Here is a 17,807-nt window from a genome sequence, read left to right as displayed (position 1 = left end):
GTCGAAATAAAAAGCCGAGGTAACCCTCGGCTTTTTTCTATTTACAGCAAAGCACATTATTTCAGTAGTTCATCAATAGACTGTTCACCCAAGTGGCGCACATCTTTTCCTTTGACGAAATAAATAATGTACTCACAAATATTCTGACATCGGTCACCGACACGCTCGATTGCCCGAGCAGACCACATAACCTGCAGAATATGCGGAATATTTGTTGTGTCTTCCATCATATAAGTCATTAACTGACGAATAACAGCCTCATATTCACTATCCAGCTTGTCGTCTTCCTTGTGTAGACGAGCTGCAGCCTCTACATCCATTCTCGCGAATGCATCAAGCACATCATGTAACATTGCTATAGCCTGACGACACAAAGGCTCGAGCGAAACCTGAAATTTACGGTCTTTGCTGGATGGAGTTTCAACCACAACATGAGCCATTTTTGTTGCCACATCACCAATACGTTCTAAATCGGTAATGGTTTTAATGATGGCTATGATCAAACGTAAATCTTTTGCCGTTGGCTGCCTCTTAGCGATAATGCGAGTACATGCTTCATCAATCGACACTTCCATCGTATTCACTTTATGATCGTCGCGAATGACCTCTTTTGCTAACACGACGTCTTGCTTGTTCATCGATTGCATGGCCAGAGATAGCTGTTGCTCAACTAATCCCCCCATTGCTAGAACGTGAGTTCGTATTGATTCGAGTTCGACGTTAAACTGTCCGGATATATGACGTCCAAATTGCATCTGATTTATCCTTAACCACGCATTCCGGTCGATCGTTATCCGTATCTTCCGGTAATATAATCTTCTGTTTGCTTTTTCTCAGGAGAAGTAAAGATCGCATCTGTATTAGAATATTCGATCAGTTTCCCCATATGAATAAAAGCCGTATGATCACTAACCCTAGCAGCCTGCTGCATATTGTGCGTAACGATGACTACGGTATATTTCGTTTTAAGATCATTAATAAGTTCTTCAATCGTCAATGTCGAAATAGGATCAAGCGCCGATGTAGGTTCGTCTAGCAACATAATTTCAGGCTCTATCGCAATCGCTCTAGCAATGACCAACCTTTGTTGTTGACCACCAGATAAACCAAACGCATTTTCATGAAGCCGGTCTTTTACTTCGTCCCATAATGCAGCAGAGCGAAGCGACCTTTCTACTGTATCGTCCAAAACCCGGGTATTTTTAATGCCTTGTAATCGCAGTCCATAAACGACGTTTTCATATATCGATTTAGGAAATGGATTGGGTCTTTGAAAAACCATCCCCACCCGGCGCCTTAACGTCGGTACATCGACATCATACGAATAAACATCCTTGCCATGTAACTTAACCTGACCTTCGACACGACACCCTTCAACTAGATCATTCATTCGGTTGATACAGCGTAAAAGCGTTGATTTTCCGCATCCTGAAGGACCAATGAAGGCCGTCACCTGTCCTTTTGGAATTCGCATTGAAATGTCTTTTAATGCATGTGCCGAATTATAAAACAAATTCAGATGCTCAATATCGATAGCGGTTTGTTGATCAGTCAGATTGTTTACATCAAGTATATTGTCAAACCCTAATGGGGAGCTTAATGGCATACGGTTAGTCCTGTCCCAACGTCCGATATTTTTCGCGTAAGTTATTTCGAATACTTATGGCGGTTAAGTTTAGAGTAACAATTACAGTCACTAAAAGAAATGCGGTAGCATAAACCAGTGGTCTCGCCGCCTCAATGTTACTGGTCTGAAATCCGACATCATAGATATGAAACCCTAAATGCATAAACTTTCTTTCAAGGTGGAGGTATGGAAACTCACCATCCACTGGGAGACTTGATGTAAATTTCACGACGCCGACTAGCATAAGAGGCGCCACTTCACCAGCAGCTCTCGCAATTGCCAAAATAAGCCCGGTTATAATCGCAGGAGACGCCATAGGTAAGACAACACGCATGATAGTTTCAAACTGTGTCGCGCCTAAAGCCATGGAGCCATGTCTCACTGACGTCGGTATTCGAGTTAACCCTTCTTCAGTCGCAACAATGACAACAGGTAATGTGAGTACTGCGAGAGTTAAAGCTGACCATAGGAGACCTGGTGTACCAAACGTAGGTACAGGCAGCTTTTCCGCATAAAACATATGATCGATTCCAGAACCAATCGTATAGACAAAAAAACCTAAGCCAAATACACCATAAACAATAGACGGTACTCCAGCCAGATTAATCACAGCAACCCGAATCATTCGAGTAAAAAAGTTATCTTTCGCATATTCATGCAAGTAGATAGCGGCAACTACCCCCAGAGGCATAACGATGATAGACATCAGCAGCACTAAAAGAATGGTACCGAATATGGCCGGGAAAACACCGCCTTCAGAATTAGATTCTCTTGGGTCATCACTTAAGAATACCCAAACCTGATGTCCCCAATGTGTAATCTTCTGCCACACAGACATGTTATTGGGATACCAGGCATCAAGAATTTGACTGACAGGAACGCTGACTTGCCTTCCTTTAATATCATTCACCACCAGCCACTGCTCTTTCAATGATGCTCGTAACATATCCAACGACAGCTCAGTCTCTTGCAGCTTCTTATCAAGAGTGGCTTTTTTCTGGATATAAGATGACTCATACTCTGGCGTCAGATTCTTGTTAAGTTCCCTCTTGCGTCGCTCCAATCGTATTCTTTCTAAAGAAGAGCTAATTTTTTGAATATTCACATCGATGATGGTTTTAATTTGCTCACGAATACTCTGAGCCTGAGCGATGCCAGCTTCGAGATACAGCGCAATATCTTTCGAGTGCAACCCTTCTTTCGTATGATAACTAAGAGGCTTACCGAAAAATTGCCCATCACGAATCCTATCCAAGACAACCCAACCTGACGGCATTTCTACATTTTTTATTTCATAATCAAATAAGGCCGTAAAATCGGTGTTTGAAATATCCCGGTTTGCGGTTTTTATATGCAAGCGGTCAACCGACTGTACTCCACTATCCATCAACTGCTTTGCCGCTGGAAGATATTGTATATGGGATATCGGAATAGACTGAGTATCATAAAGCTGACCAGCTATTATCTTTCCGTCCGTAGTATGCCACTCATATAGCGGCGCCGGCCAAAAGTAAGTTAACCCTTTCCAACCAATCAAAAGTAGCAAACCCATCACGGACAAAAGACAAAAACTTACAGCTCCCCCTGTTAACCAAATCCATGGTGCTCCTGAGCGAAACCAGCGTAATAAGGAAAAAGGCAAATGAATGGCTTTAAAGAGCACGATATTTCTCCCTTAAGCGCAATCGAATCCACTCAGCAAGAGAGTTCACTGCAAATGTAAATATGAATAAAATCAGAGCAGCCAAAAAGAGAATACGGTAATGCGAACTACCTACTTCAGATTCAGGTAACTCGACGGCTATTGTGGCAGCCAGAGTCCTCATTCCCTCCAAAATATTCCAGTCCATAATTGGCGTGTTACCCGTTGCCATTAGGACAATCATGGTTTCACCAACTGCGCGCCCCAGTCCCATCATAATGGCAGAGAATATTCCTGGGCTTGCCGTATGAATAATTAAATGTGACAACGTCTGCCACTGCGTCGCCCCAAGAGCCATCGAACCATCCGAAAGGTGCTTAGGCACGGAGAAAACAGCATCTTCTGCAATCGTGAATATGGTTGGAATAACCGCAAAACCCATTGCCAACCCAACGACAAGTGCGTTTCTCTGATCAAAATTGAATCCATAATCGGCAAGAAATACGCGAATGTCGCCACCAAAAAGCCACTGTTCGATATCGAAACTTAAAGGTAATAAGATAGCCATAACGAATGCTAAAAATGGCAGCAACAAAAGAGAGTGCCACCCTCTTCTTGACCACCGGTTGTACGATTTTGGAAGCAGTCGCCATAATGCACCTGCTACAATGGTTGAAAGCGGTAGTCCAATCACCATCAAGACTGTCGACACAAGGTGTCGTTCAACAATAGGGGCGAACCAAAGACCCGCGAGAAAACCGATAATAACGGTAGGCAAAGCTTCCATGAGTTCTATCGTCGGCTTAACAACACGTCTCATTTTGGGCGTCATGAAATAAGCCGTGTAAATAGCCGCCAGAACGGCAATCGGAACAGAAAATAGCATGGCAAATGCAGCAGCCTTAATCGTACCAAAAGCAATCGGCACCAAACTGAACTTAGGTTCAAACGTATCGTTTGCTGATGTGGATTGCCATACATAATCTGGCTGTGAATAATTTTCGTACCAAACTTTGTTCCACAAGGCAGAAAATGATATTTCTGGATAGCCAAGGTCAACATCTGCAACTTGCATAAAACCTTTACCGACCGTCACTAAACGTCGCTCATTCTTTGAAATAGCGGCTAATTGCGGTCCAAACCGATAAGCTCTTTCGAACAACACCAGTTTTTCACTTGTCGTAAAGTAACTTTGGACAGTACCGCTATTGAAAAACGCAAAAAAACCTTTTGAGTACATATTAGGAAGAATTAAATCGAGATCTTTGCCTAATTCAAACCGCCGAATATAGGTTAATTCATGCTGACCATTATTGAGAATTTCAAACCACTGGGAAACTTCACCATGATTATCCACGGTGAGAAGAGAACTCGCTCCCGGCAGCAAAGTCATATTTTGAATGGTTTGATCTTCATTCCTATTGAGTTTTACAACACTCTGGATGAAAGCTTTATGATCTTTATGTGCAGCAACAATTAGCTCATTGTCAGACTCTCTGATGAACAGTCGATCACCATTAGGAGTTAAAAGTAATTGCTCTGCGTCCTGAATTGTATTAGGCAGAGCCATGACTCTAAGTAAACCATCAGACAATCTATTTATTGGCTGAGATATCCAGTAAATGTGGTTATCTTTCGAGTACAAAGCTAAGGCAAGACGATCATTTTGAACGCTAAAGCTGACTTTCTTTGCATCTGCAATCAAATAACTGAGCTGACGAGGTAACTTTACCTTTTGAATTTTCGGGGAAAATATTTTTTGATCGCCATTTTGAACATAATGATAATCGGGTGCAATCAGTACTGCTTCTCGCTGTTTGGTTAGAGCCAATGCCCAATTACCCACAACAGGCTTAAACCATTGCTCAGGTTCAAATGGAAGAGACTTAAGAATCAATTCAGATTTATTCGTCTCATGTTTCAGAACCACAAAAGCCGTTTTACCAGATTCATCAATGAGAAAAGAATGCTGTCCGTATTCATCTAAGGTAAGAAAAACAGGATGTTCCGAAGGCAGTGATAAACGCCAGTTTTCGACTTTGAGCGAGGCCTCAGAAAATAAAGGGATCACCACCCAAAGCAGATACACAAAAATCAAGATTAGAGCACCAAGCACACTAACCCCTCCAGCAGTCACTGCATATCGCGCAAAACGATCTTTGAGCAGCCGGATACGATCGGATGATTTAAGTGTGAATCTAATTTGAGGCATGATAATCCATACGACAGAAAGCTCTCCCAGTTTATTTCGTTAACTTGACACTTTTATTACAAATTAAGCTTAACTCACTGAAATCAAAAAAATGCCAGTAAATATTTACTTGCAATAAAAGTGTAACACTTTGCACATAACGTCTATTCTTATTGAGTAATATTGTCTAAAAAACTTTCCTGCACATTACTCGCACCGCTTATGAAATTATCTTATGTATTCAGGGAATACCCAATGAGCTCGGAAAAGTTATATATAGAGAAAGAGCTAAGCTGGCTCTCATTCAACGAACGTGTTCTTCAAGAAGCCGCAGATAAAACCGTCCCACTGATAGAGCGTGTTCGATTTTTAGGTATCTTTTCCAATAATTTAGACGAATTTTATAAGGTTCGCTTTGCTGACGTTAAGCGTCGTATTCTGATTGATAGAGAGCAAGGTGGCAATAACAGCTATAAACATTTACTGATAAAAATGCAGTCAAAAGCACTGCGTCTTAACGAAGATTTCGAAAATCTATACGGTGAACTGATCAAAGAGATGGCTCGTCGGCGCATTTTTTTGGTCAATGAAAACCAACTGGATGAATACCAACAAAAATGGGTTAAACACTACTTTTCAGACAAAGTCTTACCTCATATCACACCTTGGCTAATGAATGAATCGGCCGACATTCTGCATAACCTAAAAGACGAATATGTGTATATCGCCGTAGACTTGCGAAAAGATGACAAATCACAGTATGCCTTAATCGAGATACCAACGGATCAGTTACCACGCTTTATTATGGTCCCAGAACAAAAAGGCAAGCGGCGCAAAACCATTATCCTGCTCGATAATATTATACGTTACTGTTTACACGATATATTCCAGGGTTTCTTTGACTATGACGAACTCAACGGATATGCGATGAAAATGACTCGAGATGCGGAATACGATCTGAGTAACGAAGTCGAGTACAGTCTATTGGAGCAAATGTCCGAAGGGCTCAGCCAACGTTTGACCGCAATGCCGGTACGATTTGTATATGAAAAGAACATGCCCGGTGAAATGCTTGAGTTTCTCTGCAATAAGCTCGAGATTTCGAGTTACGACAGTATGGTTCCGGGAAATAGATATCACAACTTTAAAGACTTTATCTCTTTTCCCAACGTTGGGCGTGATTATCTGGAAAATAAACCGTTACCACCGATGAAATGTGCTGACTTTGAAGGCTTTGCTAACAAATTTGATGCAATCAAAGCTCAGGATATATTGCTTTACTATCCTTATCACACGTTTGACCATATAACAGAGTTTGTGCGACAAGCATCTTTCGACCCAAAGGTTATCAGTATTCGTATCAATATTTATCGTGTTGCGAAAGACTCCCGTCTCATGCACTCATTAATTCATGCTGTGCACAATGGGAAAAAAGTAACCGTCGTCGTCGAGTTACAAGCCAGATTTGATGAAGAAGCAAATATCGAATGGTCCAGAATACTAACTGAGGCTGGTGTTCAGGTTATTTTTGGTGCGCCTGGATTAAAAATACACGCCAAACTTCTTCTGATCTCTAGAAGAGAAGACGACGAGATAAAACGCTATGCGCATATTGGGACAGGGAACTTCCATGAAAAAACAGCGAAGATCTATACTGATTTTTCTCTACTAACGGCCGATCCTGTTATTACCAATGAGGTACGTAACGTATTTGGTTATATCCAAAACCCATACAGAACCCATGACTTCAAACACTTAATCGTATCACCACAGAACTCTCGTTCACGATTATACAAGCTAATAGAACGAGAAATAGAGAATGCCTTTAATGGAAAAAAAGCTGGTTTAACCATTAAAGTAAATAATCTGGTTGATAAGGGATTAATCAGTAAACTTTACGAAGCAAGTACTGCGGGTGTACAAATTAAGATGATTATTCGTGGTATGTGTTCTCTCGTTCCCGGTATTGAAGGGATAAGTGAGAACATTCAAATCATCAGTATCGTCGACCGTTTTTTGGAGCACCCACGCGTCTTTATTGGTTATAACAATGGTAACCCTGACGTTTATATTTCTTCTGCAGATTGGATGACAAGAAATATCGATTATCGAATTGAAGTCGCGACACCAATACGTGACGAACGTTTAAAACAGCGTATTATAGATATATTAAATATCCATTTTACTGACACAGTAAAAGCGCGCTGGATCGATAAAGAGATGAGTAATGCCTACGTGAGCCGGGGAAATAAGAAAAAGATCCGCTCTCAGGTCGCTATTTATGACTACATCCGCTCTCTAGAAAGAAGGACGCGCAAGCAAAAAGAGCAGACAAGTGCCTTATGAGCAATGAAACGGAAAATTCTCGCCACATCGCTGCAATCGATCTGGGCTCAAACAGCTTCCATATGGTTGTAGCAAAAATAGTCAACAATGATCTACAGCTTATCAGTAAACATAAACAGAGAGTGCACCTGGCCTCTGGTTTAGATGATGACAGAATACTGAGTGATGAGGCTATTCAACGCGGCCTGGATTGCTTGGCTATGTTTGCTGAAAGAATTCAGGATTTCAAAGAAGAAGATGTGCGCATCGCGGCAACGCATACTTTACGCCAAGCTATCAATCGCAATCAATTCTTATCCCGAGCTCATCAAGTTATTCCCTATCCCATCGAGGTTATTCCCGGAGTTGAAGAGGCTCGTTTAATCTATCTAGGCGTAGCTCATACCCAACCACAAGCAGAGTCGATGTTAGTTGTCGATATCGGTGGAGGTAGCACAGAGATAATTATTGGCCAAGGATTTGAACCGCAGTTGGTCAACAGCTTGCAGATGGGCTGTGTAAGCTATACAGAGCGATTTTTCAACAAGGGTAAGCTAACGGAAAAGAACTTTTATAAAGCTAGTCTAGCTGCCGAACAAAAATTAGAAAACTTATCCGCACAATATAAAAAACGCGGGTGGGAAAAAGCGTTTGGCTCATCAGGAACGGCAAAAGCCATTCGTGAAGCGATTGTTGGCTTAGGCCACGATGATGGAATCATCACTCAAGACCGTTTAGATAGCTTGATACAAGCTTGCCTAAAAGCAAACAATCTCAATGAACTCGATGTGAAAAATCTCTCTGATGACAGAAAACCAGTCTTCGTCGCTGGGTTGGCCATCATGCATGCTGTCTTTAAATCGTTAAAAATCAAAGAAATGCATTTTTCTGATGGGGCGCTAAGAGAAGGACTACTCTATGAAGTCGAAGACACGTTTAAATACGACGATATTCGAATTCGTACTACCGAAAACCTTGCCAATAAGCACTACGTTGATTTAGCCCATGCTCATAACGTCAAAGCGCTTGCCAGTGAATTTTTCGTTCAGTCAGCATCACAACTTAACTTACCAAAAAGAACGACTGATGAGCTATTCTCACTACTCAAATGGGCCGCTCTCCTACATGAAGTTGGCCTAAGTATGAGTCTGCAGGGCTACCATAAACATTCAGCGTACATTCTTAGATATACCAACATGCCTGGCTTTAATAGTGAGCAGCAACTGGTCATTTCGACGCTAGCACGCTTTCATCGCAAAGCACTCAAGTTAGGAGAGATGAATGAATTCACGATTTATAAAAAGAAACATATTATACAGTTGATTCGAATACTTAGACTTGCTGTTGTGCTCAACGGTCAGAGGAACGACTCACCTCTCCCATCAGTTTCAATTGACATCAGCAAAGATGATGAATGGTCAATTCTATGCGAGGATAAAGACTGGCTAATTGATAACAAACTGTTGGAAGCAGACCTTAATAATGAAAAAGGGTACTGGGAAAGCGCTGGCTGGACATTAAATATAGCCCATCAGCCAAAACCAAATACTACGGAAGAGTAATTCCTACCTTTTGCAGTTCCTGTTGAGCAACAACTGGAGAAATGGGCACGTACCCCTCTTTCGCCACCAGTTGTTGTCCCTGACGAGAGTAAATAAACTTTATAAATTCACGTTCTAAAGGAGTCAATGGAGCGGTTGGCTTCTTATTCACATATAAGTACAAGTACCGAGACAAGGGATAACTGCCGTTGAGAATATTTTCAACAGAGGGTTCAACATAGTTGTTGCCTTCTTTGGCAATAGGGACATGTCTTACGCCTGAAACCATATACCCCATACCAGAATACCCTATGGTGTTGATTGAGGATGCTACAGATTGAACTACTGAGGCTGACCCGGGCTGCTCGTTGACGTTTTTAGCAAAATCTCCACCACATAGAACGTTGTTTTTGAAGTATCCGTAAGTACCTGAGACAGAGTTGCGACTAAACAATTGGATTGAACGCTTAGCCCATTGATATGGTATTCCCAACTGCTGCCAGGTAGTAATCCTCTTTGTAGCACCACAGAGCATTGTTGATGAAAAAATGGCATCAAGTTGTTGATAATTTAATCCCTTAATAGGATTATCTCGTTGTACAAAAATACCGATCGCATCAACAGCAACTCTTAACTGAGTTGGCTTGTAGCCATAAGCATTTTTAAAAGACTCAACTTCACGATTCCGCATTGGACGGCTCATTGGTCCGAATTGCGCAGTACCTTCAGTCAGTGCAGGCGGAGCAGTAGAGGAACCAGAAGCTTGAACTTGGGCATTCACATTAGGATATATGGATTTAAAGGCTTCCACCCATAGTGTCGTGATACCTGCGAGCGTATCCGACCCAACCGTAAGCAGACTCCCCGATACACCAACTGTTTTATCGTAATCATGGAGTTCTTCAGATAAGGCAGGATGAGCAACACACATGGAACTCACCAGTAAAGTAAGCAGCTTTAGGCATTTCATCTTACAACGAGCCTTAATGGTAAAATAAAGGAAAACTTGCTACCAACACCAACTTCACTTTCAATGCTCAGGTGAGAGTCATGATGAGATAAAGCATGCTTGACTATCGCCAACCCTAACCCACTACCACCAGTATCTCTTGATCTGGCTTTATCAACCCGATAAAAGCGCTCAGTCAATCGATGAATATGCTGCGCTTCTATTCCATCTCCCGTGTCCTGAACTTCGAGACACGCACCTTGATAGGTTTTAAACCAACGAACATGAATCTCTGAACCTGACGGTGTGTATTTAACCGCATTGTAGACCAGATTAGAAATAGCGCTGCGTAACTGATCTTCGTCTCCCAAAACCTTCAGATCTTTATCGACGTCAAAAAAGAGCCGATGAGCTTGTTCGCCACTTAAGCTAATCGCTTCTTTTTCCAACACTTCAAGCATCGATGGAACATCAACCTCATCTTCCAACTCATGCATTGGTGCAGCTTCAATTTTTGACAACGTCAGTAACTGATTAACCAAACTATTCATACGATTCAGTTGTTCAGTCATCACTCCATGAGCTTTACTCCACATAGGACCAACTAACATATCTGGGTCCTCTGTCATTTCAAGGTAGCCCTGCAGCACAGTCATGGGTGTTCTTAATTCATGAGAAACATTGGCGAAGAAGTTTCTACGCATACCTTCTAACTGTTTTAGCTGAGTCACATCTCGAACAACAAGCAAATGTTCACCTTCGGTATAAGGCACAATCCTCAACTCTAGCATTCGCTCTGGATTCAATGGCGAACGTATATCTAACGGAGCCTCAAAATCGCGTTTGTTAAGGTATTTGATAAAATCCGGTGTGCGAAGTAAGTTTGATATAGGCTGACCTTCATCATCGGGCCAACGAAACCCGAGTAAATGTTGGGCCAGTTTATTACACCAAACAATATAACCTTCGTCTCTAAAAACCACGACGGCATCAGGAAGCGACTCAGCACCATTTCTATAACGGCGGATTAAGTTAGTAAGTTCTTTTCTCTTCCTTCTATGTCTTTGGTGAAGGCGGTAAATACCATTAAAGAGAGACTCCCAATTTCCGGAGCCTGAGGGAGGGGTTAACCGCTTATCATCCCACAACCAGGCAGATAGGCGGATTTGATTGTTCAAATGCCAGATAAGCTGAATAGCCGTCGCTGCCAAAAGTAACCACGGCATGTAGCCAAATATCCACCCAATAATAACCCAGGGCAAGTAAAAAAAAGCCAGCTCCCAGGCTAGCCTTTTCCATGTAAGACGTTCAACCATTACAATCCTTTAGTATGACCTTATGACTTGGTTGAGAAGCGATAACCAGCTCCGCGTACAGTTTGTATGAGCTTATCATGGCCAGCATCTTCTAATGCTTTACGCAGCCGACGAATGTGTACGTCAACAGTACGGTCTTCCACATACACGTTTGTACCCCAAACGTTATTTAGAAGCAGCTCCCTACTGTAGACACGCTCTTGGTGAGTCATAAAGAAATGAAGCAGTTTAAATTCGGTAGGCCCCATATCTAGCGCCTGATCGTTAGCTGTTACTCGATGAGAGACTGGATCCAATTTTAAGCCCTGAACATCAATAACATCTTCTACTGCGGTCGGAGTGACTCGACGAATGACCGCTTTTAGGCGAGCTACAAGCTCCTTAGGGGAAAAAGGTTTCGTAATATAGTCATCAGCACCGACTTCAAGACCACGAACTTTATCCTCCTCTTCTCCGCGAGCCGTTAGCATGACTACAGGGATATTTCTTGTCAGTTCTTCTCGCTTCATATGCTTGATAAAATTGATACCACTTCCTCCAGGAAGCATCCAATCTAACAAGACAAGATCTGGATAAGGTTCAGCCAGACGATTTACAGCTGTATCATAGTCCTCAGCTTCTACGGCTTGATAACCCTTCTGCTCGAGAACAAAGCAGAGCATTTCTCTAATAGGTGCTTCATCCTCAACTACCAGAATCCTTCTAGACATAAAGCTATTTACCTTTAATTTATCAGTCAACGCTGTGCATTATTAAGCATAATTATGACACTTTTGTGACCCTTGAAAACAAATTTTCATATAATTTTAGCAGCAAATTCATTGTTATATTTAAAAAATGCGATAAGACTTTTTCGTATTATTGGCTTAAGATATCAAGCCAAGTCAGGAGTATTAGAGATAATTATGTGGTTTAAGAACGCAATCGTTTACCGAGTAAACAAAGACGTAAAATTCGATGCAGATCAATTAGAAAAGCAGCTTTCTGAGTTCAAATTTACGCCATGTGGTAGTCAGGATAAGCAAAAGTTTGGCTGGGTACACGCGATGGGTAAATCTGGAGACATGATGACTCATACTGCAGACGGCAATATTTTGTTGTGTGCCAAAAAAGAAGAAAAAATGCTACCTGCATCTGTCATAAAAGATTCTCTTACCGATAAAGTCGAAACTCTTGAAGAACAGGAAGGCCGACCTCTTAAGAAAAAAGAAAAAGACACGATAAAAGAAGATATTATTATTGATTTACTACCTCGTGCCTTTAGTAAGAGTCAGCTAACTTACGTTTTGGTTATGCCAGAAAAAAACCTGATTGTAGTTGATGCAAGCAGTTACAAGAAGGCTGAAGATGTCATCGCACTTTTGCGTAAATCAATGGGAAGCCTTCCGGTTGTACCTGCAATTCCTGAAGTGGCAATAGAAACAACTCTCACTGGATGGATTCAGTCTGGGAATATCCCTGCTGGTTTTGAAATCATGGCAGAGGCAGAACTCAAGTCGCTGCTTGACGATGGCGCAACGATACGTTGTAAAAATCAAGATTTAACCAGTGACGAAATCCTAAAACACATTGAGTCAAATAAAGTGGTGACTAAGTTGGCTTTAAGCTGGCAAGACCGAATTTCTTTTGTACTCGCTGAGGACTCATCACTAAAACGCCTTACATATAGCGATGATCTAAAGGATCAAAATGATGATATTCCACGCGAAGAACATGCAGCTCGTTTTGATGCGGACTTTTCTCTTCTTTGCGGCGAATTAGGAGCATTCCTTCCTAATTTATATGACGTCCTAGGTGGGCTGCCAAATCAAGATTAGTTGATAAAGAATAAGACTTAGGGAGCCAAGTGGCTCCCTTTTTTGTTGATAAACAGTACTAGTCATAGGGATATATTTGGCGTAAAATTTGCGCCCTCTCAATACCATTAGGTGGTATTGACCTGACTTGAAATCAGATTTGGAAAGAGCAATGACATCAGAAACTACTTTTGTTCCGGAGCTATTATCGCCAGCCGGAAGCCTAAAAAACATGCGCTACGCTTTTGCTTATGGTGCAGATGCTGTCTATGCAGGGCAGCCACGATACAGCCTCCGTGTTCGTAATAACGAATTCAATCACGAAAACTTAAAAATTGGGATCGATGAGGCTCACGCTCAGGGCAAACGTTTTTATGTTGTATGCAACATTCAGCCTCATAACTCCAAGCTAAAAACCTTTATACGTGACTTAAAACCCGTTATCGATATGGAGCCGGATGCACTTATCATGTCCGATCCTGGCCTGATCATGATGGTTAGAGAAGCATTTCCAGACATGGTCATCCACCTATCAGTACAAGCAAATGCTGTAAACTGGGCATCAGTGAAGTTTTGGGAATCACAGGGAATCAGTCGAGTCATTGTCTCCCGTGAGCTTTCTCTGGAAGAAATAGAAGAAATACGCGAACAATGCCCTAATATCGAGATTGAAGTGTTTGTACACGGTGCTCTTTGTATGGCTTATTCTGGTCGTTGTCTTCTTTCTGGGTACATCAATAAACGCGATCCAAATCAGGGAACCTGTACCAATGCATGCCGTTGGGAATATAAAGTAGAAAAAGGAACCGAAGACGCTGCTGGTCAAATCGTCGAGCAATTTGATCCTAGTAAAGCCACACCAATCGACGTATTGGAAGAGCGTCCCGAGAACACAATAGGGCTAGGTAAACCGATCGATGATGTGGTTTTACTATCAGAAAGTCATCGTCCGGAAGAAAAAATGGCGGCTTATGAAGATGAGCACGGCACGTATATCATGAACTCGAAAGATCTGCGAGCTGTACAGCATGTTGAGCGCCTGACGAAAATGGGAATTCACTCACTTAAGATTGAAGGCCGTACAAAGTCATTTTATTACTGTGCAAGAACCGCGCAGGTATACCGTAAAGCTATAGATGATGCTGTTGCTGGCAAGCCATTTGACGAAACTTTAATGGGTACTCTCGAAAGCTTAGCTCACCGTGGTTATACCGAAGGTTTTTTACGTCGCCATACTCATGATACTTATCAAAACTATGATTATGGTTATTCAATTTCTGATTCTCAACAGTTTGTTGGTGAATTTACCGGTAAACGCCGTGGTGACCTAGCTGAAGTTGAAGTTAAGAATAAATTCTGTATTGGTGACAGCCTAGAATTGATGACACCAAAGGGAAACATTATTTTCAATCTGGAAGTAATGGAAAACCGCAAGTCACAGGCTGTTGATGATGCTAAAGGTAATGGTCACTTTGTCTTCATCCCTGTGCCTCAAGACTTAGATTTATCATACGCTCTACTAATGCGTAACCTTCAATCAGGACAAGATACTCGTAACGCAACGGGCAAATAAAATGGCTTTGCTAATTACCAGTAAATGTACTAATTGCGATATGTGTGAACCGGAGTGCCCGAATAATGCTATCTCATTTGGTGAGAATATTTACGAAATAGACCCTGATTTATGTACTGAGTGTAAAGGGCATTATGATACACCGACATGTGAATCAGTGTGTCCCATTAATAATTGTATTATTACCGACCCAGAACACATAGAAACGGAAGAAGAACTACTGGAAAAGTTCGTTATAATTCAAGGCCTCACTTAAATCAAAAAGCCCAATCACTGATTGGGCTTTTTTCTATTTTCGGGCGAGTTCTTTAGAATTTAGATACCCCAATATATGCGGTCTGGATTCTTTAGAAAGCTTTGCTGTCGCTTCGTCTGACCAACCGGATATTTTTGCGTTAGACGTTCGCGAACGATAGTAATCACGCATATCTTTATCATACCGCTCAACAATCTTCTTATCTAATGGCTGGTAGGTATTTTCATGCATGATAATACTTTGAGGTAGCCTTGGTTTAAGCTGTGGATCTTGATCTGGATATCCGAGACACATACCAAAAAGAACAGCGCAATGACTAGGTAAACCTAATAGTTTATCGACATTGTCAATTTGGTTTCTAAGGCCACCGATATACACACCACCTAGGCCAAGTGATTCTGCAGCCAGAAGACAGTTTTGTGCCATTATTCCAGCGTCCGCTGCCCCTATTAGAGTCAACTCCATATAGTCACTCTGCACACTCGGATTCAGTTCAAAATGACGATGGTAATCAATACAAAAGACAAGAAACTCAGAAGCAGATGCTACATATGGTTGATTTCCCGCATATTCTGCCAGTTTCTCACGCTTATCTTTATCCGTTACACGAATAATAGATACGACCTGAAGCAAACTAGAAGATGATGCTGCAATACCAGACTGTACGATTTGATCCAACAACTCTGCATTAATTGGTTCATTTTTAAAAGCACGAATTGAACGGTGACTTTTTATTGTGTCAATTACAGGTGTCATCATCTATCCTTAGTTTAATAGTGTTTGGCATTATCGTAATATTGATTAGGATTCAGAGCCGTAAAGATAACCGCAACATCAACATCATTGCCGACTAACTCTTTAACTCGCTGAGTAACAATTTGTGCAACTTTATCCTGAACTTCTTGTCCTCGATCGAACCAAAGTACTTCAACAAAAGGGTATGCGGGAGTAACTTCACCTTCATGATAAAACGTTGCGTAAATGTATTCGAACGTAAAATCAGGACGAGGTGATTTCATCAGACTCTCTAAATCATCAATTAGAGTTTTCGATAAAGGTTGAACCGTTTGGGGCTCGACAGCGCGAAAGCGAAAATGTGGCATAAATAGGACTTCCTCTTTTTTGGTATCATACCAGTTAAGAGAAAGCCATGCGATATTATGTAGCCGGTTTAATAACCAATTAATACCTACGTAAGGTGTTGCTTAAAGAACTTTACAGTTCGACTCCACGCCAGTTCAGCCGCCTCTTGGTCATACCGAGCAGTTGAATCATTATGAAAACCATGATTTACGGCTGTATAAACAAAATCCTGGTAGTCAGCCTTATTCGCTTTTAATTGATTTTCATAGTCAGGCCAAGTACCGTTTACTCTTTTGTCCAATTCAGCAAAATGAATCATTAGTGGACCAGTCACTTTTACCCTTAGCGAGTCAACAGGAGGCGTACCATAAAATGGGACCGCAGCACTCAAATCATTCGGTATTGTTGCAGCCAACATATTGACTATGTAGCCACCAAAGCAAAAACCAACCGCGCCTAACTTACCCGAGCTTTGTTCATGAGCCTTCAAAAAATGTGCTGCTGCGATAAAATCCTCTTCAACTTTGGATTTATCGAGATTACTTTGCATTGCTCGCCCATCGTCATCATTACCTGGATATCCTCCAACCGGATATAACGCATCGGGTGCAAACGCCATAAACCCGAGTTTAGCAAGCCTTCTCGCAACATCTTGGATATATGGATTTAATCCCCTATTCTCATGAACGACCAAAACGACAGGATATGGGCCAGGATCTTTAGGCACAACAAGATATCCACGCCCTTCACCGTAGCCTTTTGGCGATGGGAACGTTACAAACTGAGCTTTAATCTCTGGGTCGTTGAAAGACACTTGTTCTGCTTGAGCATAGTCTGGCAATAATGCAGCAGTCAGTGATGTCATGGCAAATCCTAAAGCGGCCAAACCAGACAGTCGCCTCATGAACTCTCGCCTATCAATAACCCCATGCGCATATTCATCATACCAATCAAAAGCTTCCTGAGGTATGTCCCTCACTTGGGCATCGTTCTTTCCATTTGGCATCGTTCTTCCTTAAGTTTTCTTCGGCTAAAAGACGTTATTTAACTATAGGAAAGTGTGACATGTTTGGTAGATATTGAGTGTTACAAATCGCTACTAAGTTAATGTTGAACTATTCAGACTCTGGACGCTAATTTTGCTGAGACTCGATAATAAAGGAAAGGTGGAGAGATTCGACCGGGCTCGCGCTCCAGCTCCCAACACTGGCTTTTCTAAAAGCCAAATACAACAAAGCCTCAGCTTACGCTGAGGCTTTATGATAATGGCAGGGGTGGAGAGATTCGAACTCCCAACACGCGGATTTGGAATCCGCTGCTCTGCCAATTGGAGCTACACCCCTAAAATCGGTTTGTACAGAATAAGTGGCGGAGCGGACGGGACTCGAACCCGCGACCCCCGGCGTGACAGGCCGGTATTCTAACCAACTGAACTACCGCTCCGCATTGGTTAGCTTGGTGCTAAATATAAAGCCTGGCGATGTCCTACTCTCACATGGGGAGACCCC

15 protein-coding genes and 2 tRNA genes are annotated in these 17,807 nt (G+C 41.9%); 5 read left to right on the top strand and 12 right to left on the bottom strand.

Going from position 1 to position 17,807, the window contains the following annotated elements:
- Positions 1 to 56 precede the first annotated feature (56 nt).
- Genes phoU through EES38_RS13890 form a run of 4 tightly spaced genes read right to left on the bottom strand, consistent with a single transcriptional unit; the run spans position 57 to position 5,481 of the window.
- Positions 57 to 755 (bottom strand): phosphate signaling complex protein PhoU, encoded by a 699-nt coding sequence (gene phoU / locus EES38_RS13905; protein WP_124937817.1) that lies wholly within the window; start codon positions 753 to 755, stop codon positions 57 to 59.
- Positions 756 to 790: 35 nt separating this feature from the next.
- Positions 791 to 1,606 carry a phosphate ABC transporter ATP-binding protein PstB gene (gene pstB / locus EES38_RS13900; protein WP_124937816.1) on the bottom strand — a complete coding sequence of 272 codons (816 nt, stop codon included), beginning with the start codon at positions 1,604 to 1,606 and terminating at the stop codon, positions 791 to 793.
- 4 nt (positions 1,607 to 1,610) lie between these two features.
- The gene (gene pstA / locus EES38_RS13895) at positions 1,611 to 3,290 is read right to left on the bottom strand and encodes a phosphate ABC transporter permease PstA (protein ID WP_439333258.1); all 1,680 of its coding nucleotides are present in this window, start codon (positions 3,288 to 3,290) and stop codon (positions 1,611 to 1,613) included.
- Entirely contained in the window at positions 3,280 to 5,481 is a 2,202-nt protein-coding gene (locus EES38_RS13890) for an ABC transporter permease subunit (RefSeq protein WP_124937815.1), read from the bottom strand. Before EES38_RS13890 ends, pstA begins: the two co-directional genes overlap by 11 nt.
- Before the next feature lie 234 nt (positions 5,482 to 5,715).
- Between EES38_RS13890 and ppk1 the strand changes: the two genes are divergently transcribed.
- Together ppk1 and ppx are read left to right on the top strand one after the other, a co-directional pair.
- The gene (ppk1, locus tag EES38_RS13885) at positions 5,716 to 7,806 is read left to right on the top strand and encodes a polyphosphate kinase 1 (protein WP_124937814.1); all 2,091 of its coding nucleotides are present in this window, start codon (positions 5,716 to 5,718) and stop codon (positions 7,804 to 7,806) included.
- The gene (gene ppx, locus EES38_RS13880) at positions 7,803 to 9,347 is read left to right on the top strand and encodes an exopolyphosphatase (RefSeq protein WP_124937813.1); all 1,545 of its coding nucleotides are present in this window, start codon (positions 7,803 to 7,805) and stop codon (positions 9,345 to 9,347) included. The genes ppk1 and ppx overlap by 4 nt, the downstream gene beginning before the upstream one ends.
- Here the strand turns inward: ppx and EES38_RS13875 are convergent.
- Genes EES38_RS13875 through phoB form a run of 3 tightly spaced genes read right to left on the bottom strand, consistent with a single transcriptional unit; the run spans position 9,334 to position 12,301 of the window.
- Entirely contained in the window at positions 9,334 to 10,296 is a 963-nt protein-coding gene (locus EES38_RS13875) for a PstS family phosphate ABC transporter substrate-binding protein (RefSeq protein WP_124937812.1), read from the bottom strand. The genes ppx and EES38_RS13875 overlap by 14 nt on opposite strands.
- Positions 10,293 to 11,591: a phosphate regulon sensor histidine kinase PhoR gene (phoR, locus tag EES38_RS13870; protein WP_124937811.1), complete on the bottom strand. Its 1,299-nt coding sequence runs from the start codon at positions 11,589 to 11,591 to the stop codon at positions 10,293 to 10,295. Before phoR ends, EES38_RS13875 begins: the two co-directional genes overlap by 4 nt.
- 20 nt (positions 11,592 to 11,611) lie before the next feature.
- Positions 11,612 to 12,301 carry a phosphate regulon transcriptional regulator PhoB gene (gene phoB / locus EES38_RS13865; RefSeq protein ID WP_124937810.1) on the bottom strand — a complete coding sequence of 230 codons (690 nt, stop codon included), beginning with the start codon at positions 12,299 to 12,301 and terminating at the stop codon, positions 11,612 to 11,614.
- Between the two features lie 195 nt (positions 12,302 to 12,496).
- On the opposite strand from phoB, the gene rdgC reads away from it, so the two are divergent.
- The 3 genes from rdgC (at position 12,497) to EES38_RS13850 (ending at position 15,216) form a co-directional block, all read left to right on the top strand.
- Positions 12,497 to 13,408, top strand: coding sequence for a recombination-associated protein RdgC (rdgC, locus tag EES38_RS13860; RefSeq protein WP_124937809.1), 912 nt, complete (start codon positions 12,497 to 12,499; stop codon positions 13,406 to 13,408).
- 151 nt (positions 13,409 to 13,559) lie between these two features.
- Positions 13,560 to 14,960 carry a prephenate-dependent tRNA uridine(34) hydroxylase TrhP gene (gene trhP, locus EES38_RS13855; protein ID WP_124937808.1) on the top strand — a complete coding sequence of 467 codons (1,401 nt, stop codon included), beginning with the start codon at positions 13,560 to 13,562 and terminating at the stop codon, positions 14,958 to 14,960.
- A gap of 1 nt (position 14,961) precedes the next feature.
- Positions 14,962 to 15,216: a YfhL family 4Fe-4S dicluster ferredoxin gene (locus tag EES38_RS13850; RefSeq protein ID WP_124937807.1), complete on the top strand. Its 255-nt coding sequence runs from the start codon at positions 14,962 to 14,964 to the stop codon at positions 15,214 to 15,216.
- 33 nt (positions 15,217 to 15,249) lie between these two features.
- Here EES38_RS13850 and nfsA read toward each other — a convergent pair whose 3' ends face one another.
- The 5 genes from nfsA to EES38_RS13825 form a co-directional block, all read right to left on the bottom strand.
- The gene (nfsA, locus tag EES38_RS13845; protein ID WP_124937806.1) at positions 15,250 to 15,972 is read right to left on the bottom strand and encodes an oxygen-insensitive NADPH nitroreductase; all 723 of its coding nucleotides are present in this window, start codon (positions 15,970 to 15,972) and stop codon (positions 15,250 to 15,252) included.
- A gap of 14 nt (positions 15,973 to 15,986) precedes the next feature.
- The gene (locus EES38_RS13840; protein WP_124937805.1) at positions 15,987 to 16,319 is read right to left on the bottom strand and encodes a DUF1904 domain-containing protein; all 333 of its coding nucleotides are present in this window, start codon (positions 16,317 to 16,319) and stop codon (positions 15,987 to 15,989) included.
- Positions 16,320 to 16,405: 86 nt separating this feature from the next.
- Positions 16,406 to 17,305, bottom strand: a complete 900-nt coding sequence (locus EES38_RS13835; protein ID WP_124937804.1) for a dienelactone hydrolase family protein — start codon at positions 17,303 to 17,305, stop codon at positions 16,406 to 16,408.
- Between the two features lie 260 nt (positions 17,306 to 17,565).
- Positions 17,566 to 17,642 (bottom strand) — tRNA-Trp (locus EES38_RS13830).
- A gap of 23 nt (positions 17,643 to 17,665) precedes the next feature.
- Positions 17,666 to 17,742: transfer RNA gene (locus EES38_RS13825), tRNA-Asp, on the bottom strand.
- Positions 17,743 to 17,807 lie beyond the last annotated feature (65 nt).

Source organism: Vibrio viridaestus (assembly GCF_003856525.1).
Lineage (GTDB): Bacteria > Pseudomonadota > Gammaproteobacteria > Enterobacterales > Vibrionaceae > Vibrio > Vibrio viridaestus.
This window is presented reverse-complemented; position numbering and strand designations above follow the sequence as displayed.

What these genes read in the sequence shown, in the direction of transcription:
- phoB (WP_124937810.1), bottom strand. Translation starts at nt 12,301, where the DNA reads ATGTCTAGAAGGATTCTGGTAGTTGAGGATGAAGCACCTATTAGAGAA.
- EES38_RS13875 (WP_124937812.1), bottom strand. Translation starts at nt 10,296, where the DNA reads ATGAAATGCCTAAAGCTGCTTACTTTACTGGTGAGTTCCATGTGTGTT.
- ppk1 (WP_124937814.1), top strand. Translation starts at nt 5,716, where the DNA reads ATGAGCTCGGAAAAGTTATATATAGAGAAAGAGCTAAGCTGGCTCTCA.
- phoU (WP_124937817.1), bottom strand. Translation starts at nt 755, where the DNA reads ATGCAATTTGGACGTCATATATCCGGACAGTTTAACGTCGAACTCGAA.
- nfsA (WP_124937806.1), bottom strand. Translation starts at nt 15,972, where the DNA reads ATGACACCTGTAATTGACACAATAAAAAGTCACCGTTCAATTCGTGCT.
- ppx (WP_124937813.1), top strand. Translation starts at nt 7,803, where the DNA reads ATGAGCAATGAAACGGAAAATTCTCGCCACATCGCTGCAATCGATCTG.
- pstB (WP_124937816.1), bottom strand. Translation starts at nt 1,606, where the DNA reads ATGCCATTAAGCTCCCCATTAGGGTTTGACAATATACTTGATGTAAAC.
- EES38_RS13890 (WP_124937815.1), bottom strand. Translation starts at nt 5,481, where the DNA reads ATGCCTCAAATTAGATTCACACTTAAATCATCCGATCGTATCCGGCTG.
- EES38_RS13850 (WP_124937807.1), top strand. Translation starts at nt 14,962, where the DNA reads ATGGCTTTGCTAATTACCAGTAAATGTACTAATTGCGATATGTGTGAA.
- trhP (WP_124937808.1), top strand. Translation starts at nt 13,560, where the DNA reads ATGACATCAGAAACTACTTTTGTTCCGGAGCTATTATCGCCAGCCGGA.
- EES38_RS13840 (WP_124937805.1), bottom strand. Translation starts at nt 16,319, where the DNA reads ATGCCACATTTTCGCTTTCGCGCTGTCGAGCCCCAAACGGTTCAACCT.
- phoR (WP_124937811.1), bottom strand. Translation starts at nt 11,591, where the DNA reads ATGGTTGAACGTCTTACATGGAAAAGGCTAGCCTGGGAGCTGGCTTTT.
- rdgC (WP_124937809.1), top strand. Translation starts at nt 12,497, where the DNA reads ATGTGGTTTAAGAACGCAATCGTTTACCGAGTAAACAAAGACGTAAAA.
- EES38_RS13835 (WP_124937804.1), bottom strand. Translation starts at nt 17,305, where the DNA reads ATGCCAAATGGAAAGAACGATGCCCAAGTGAGGGACATACCTCAGGAA.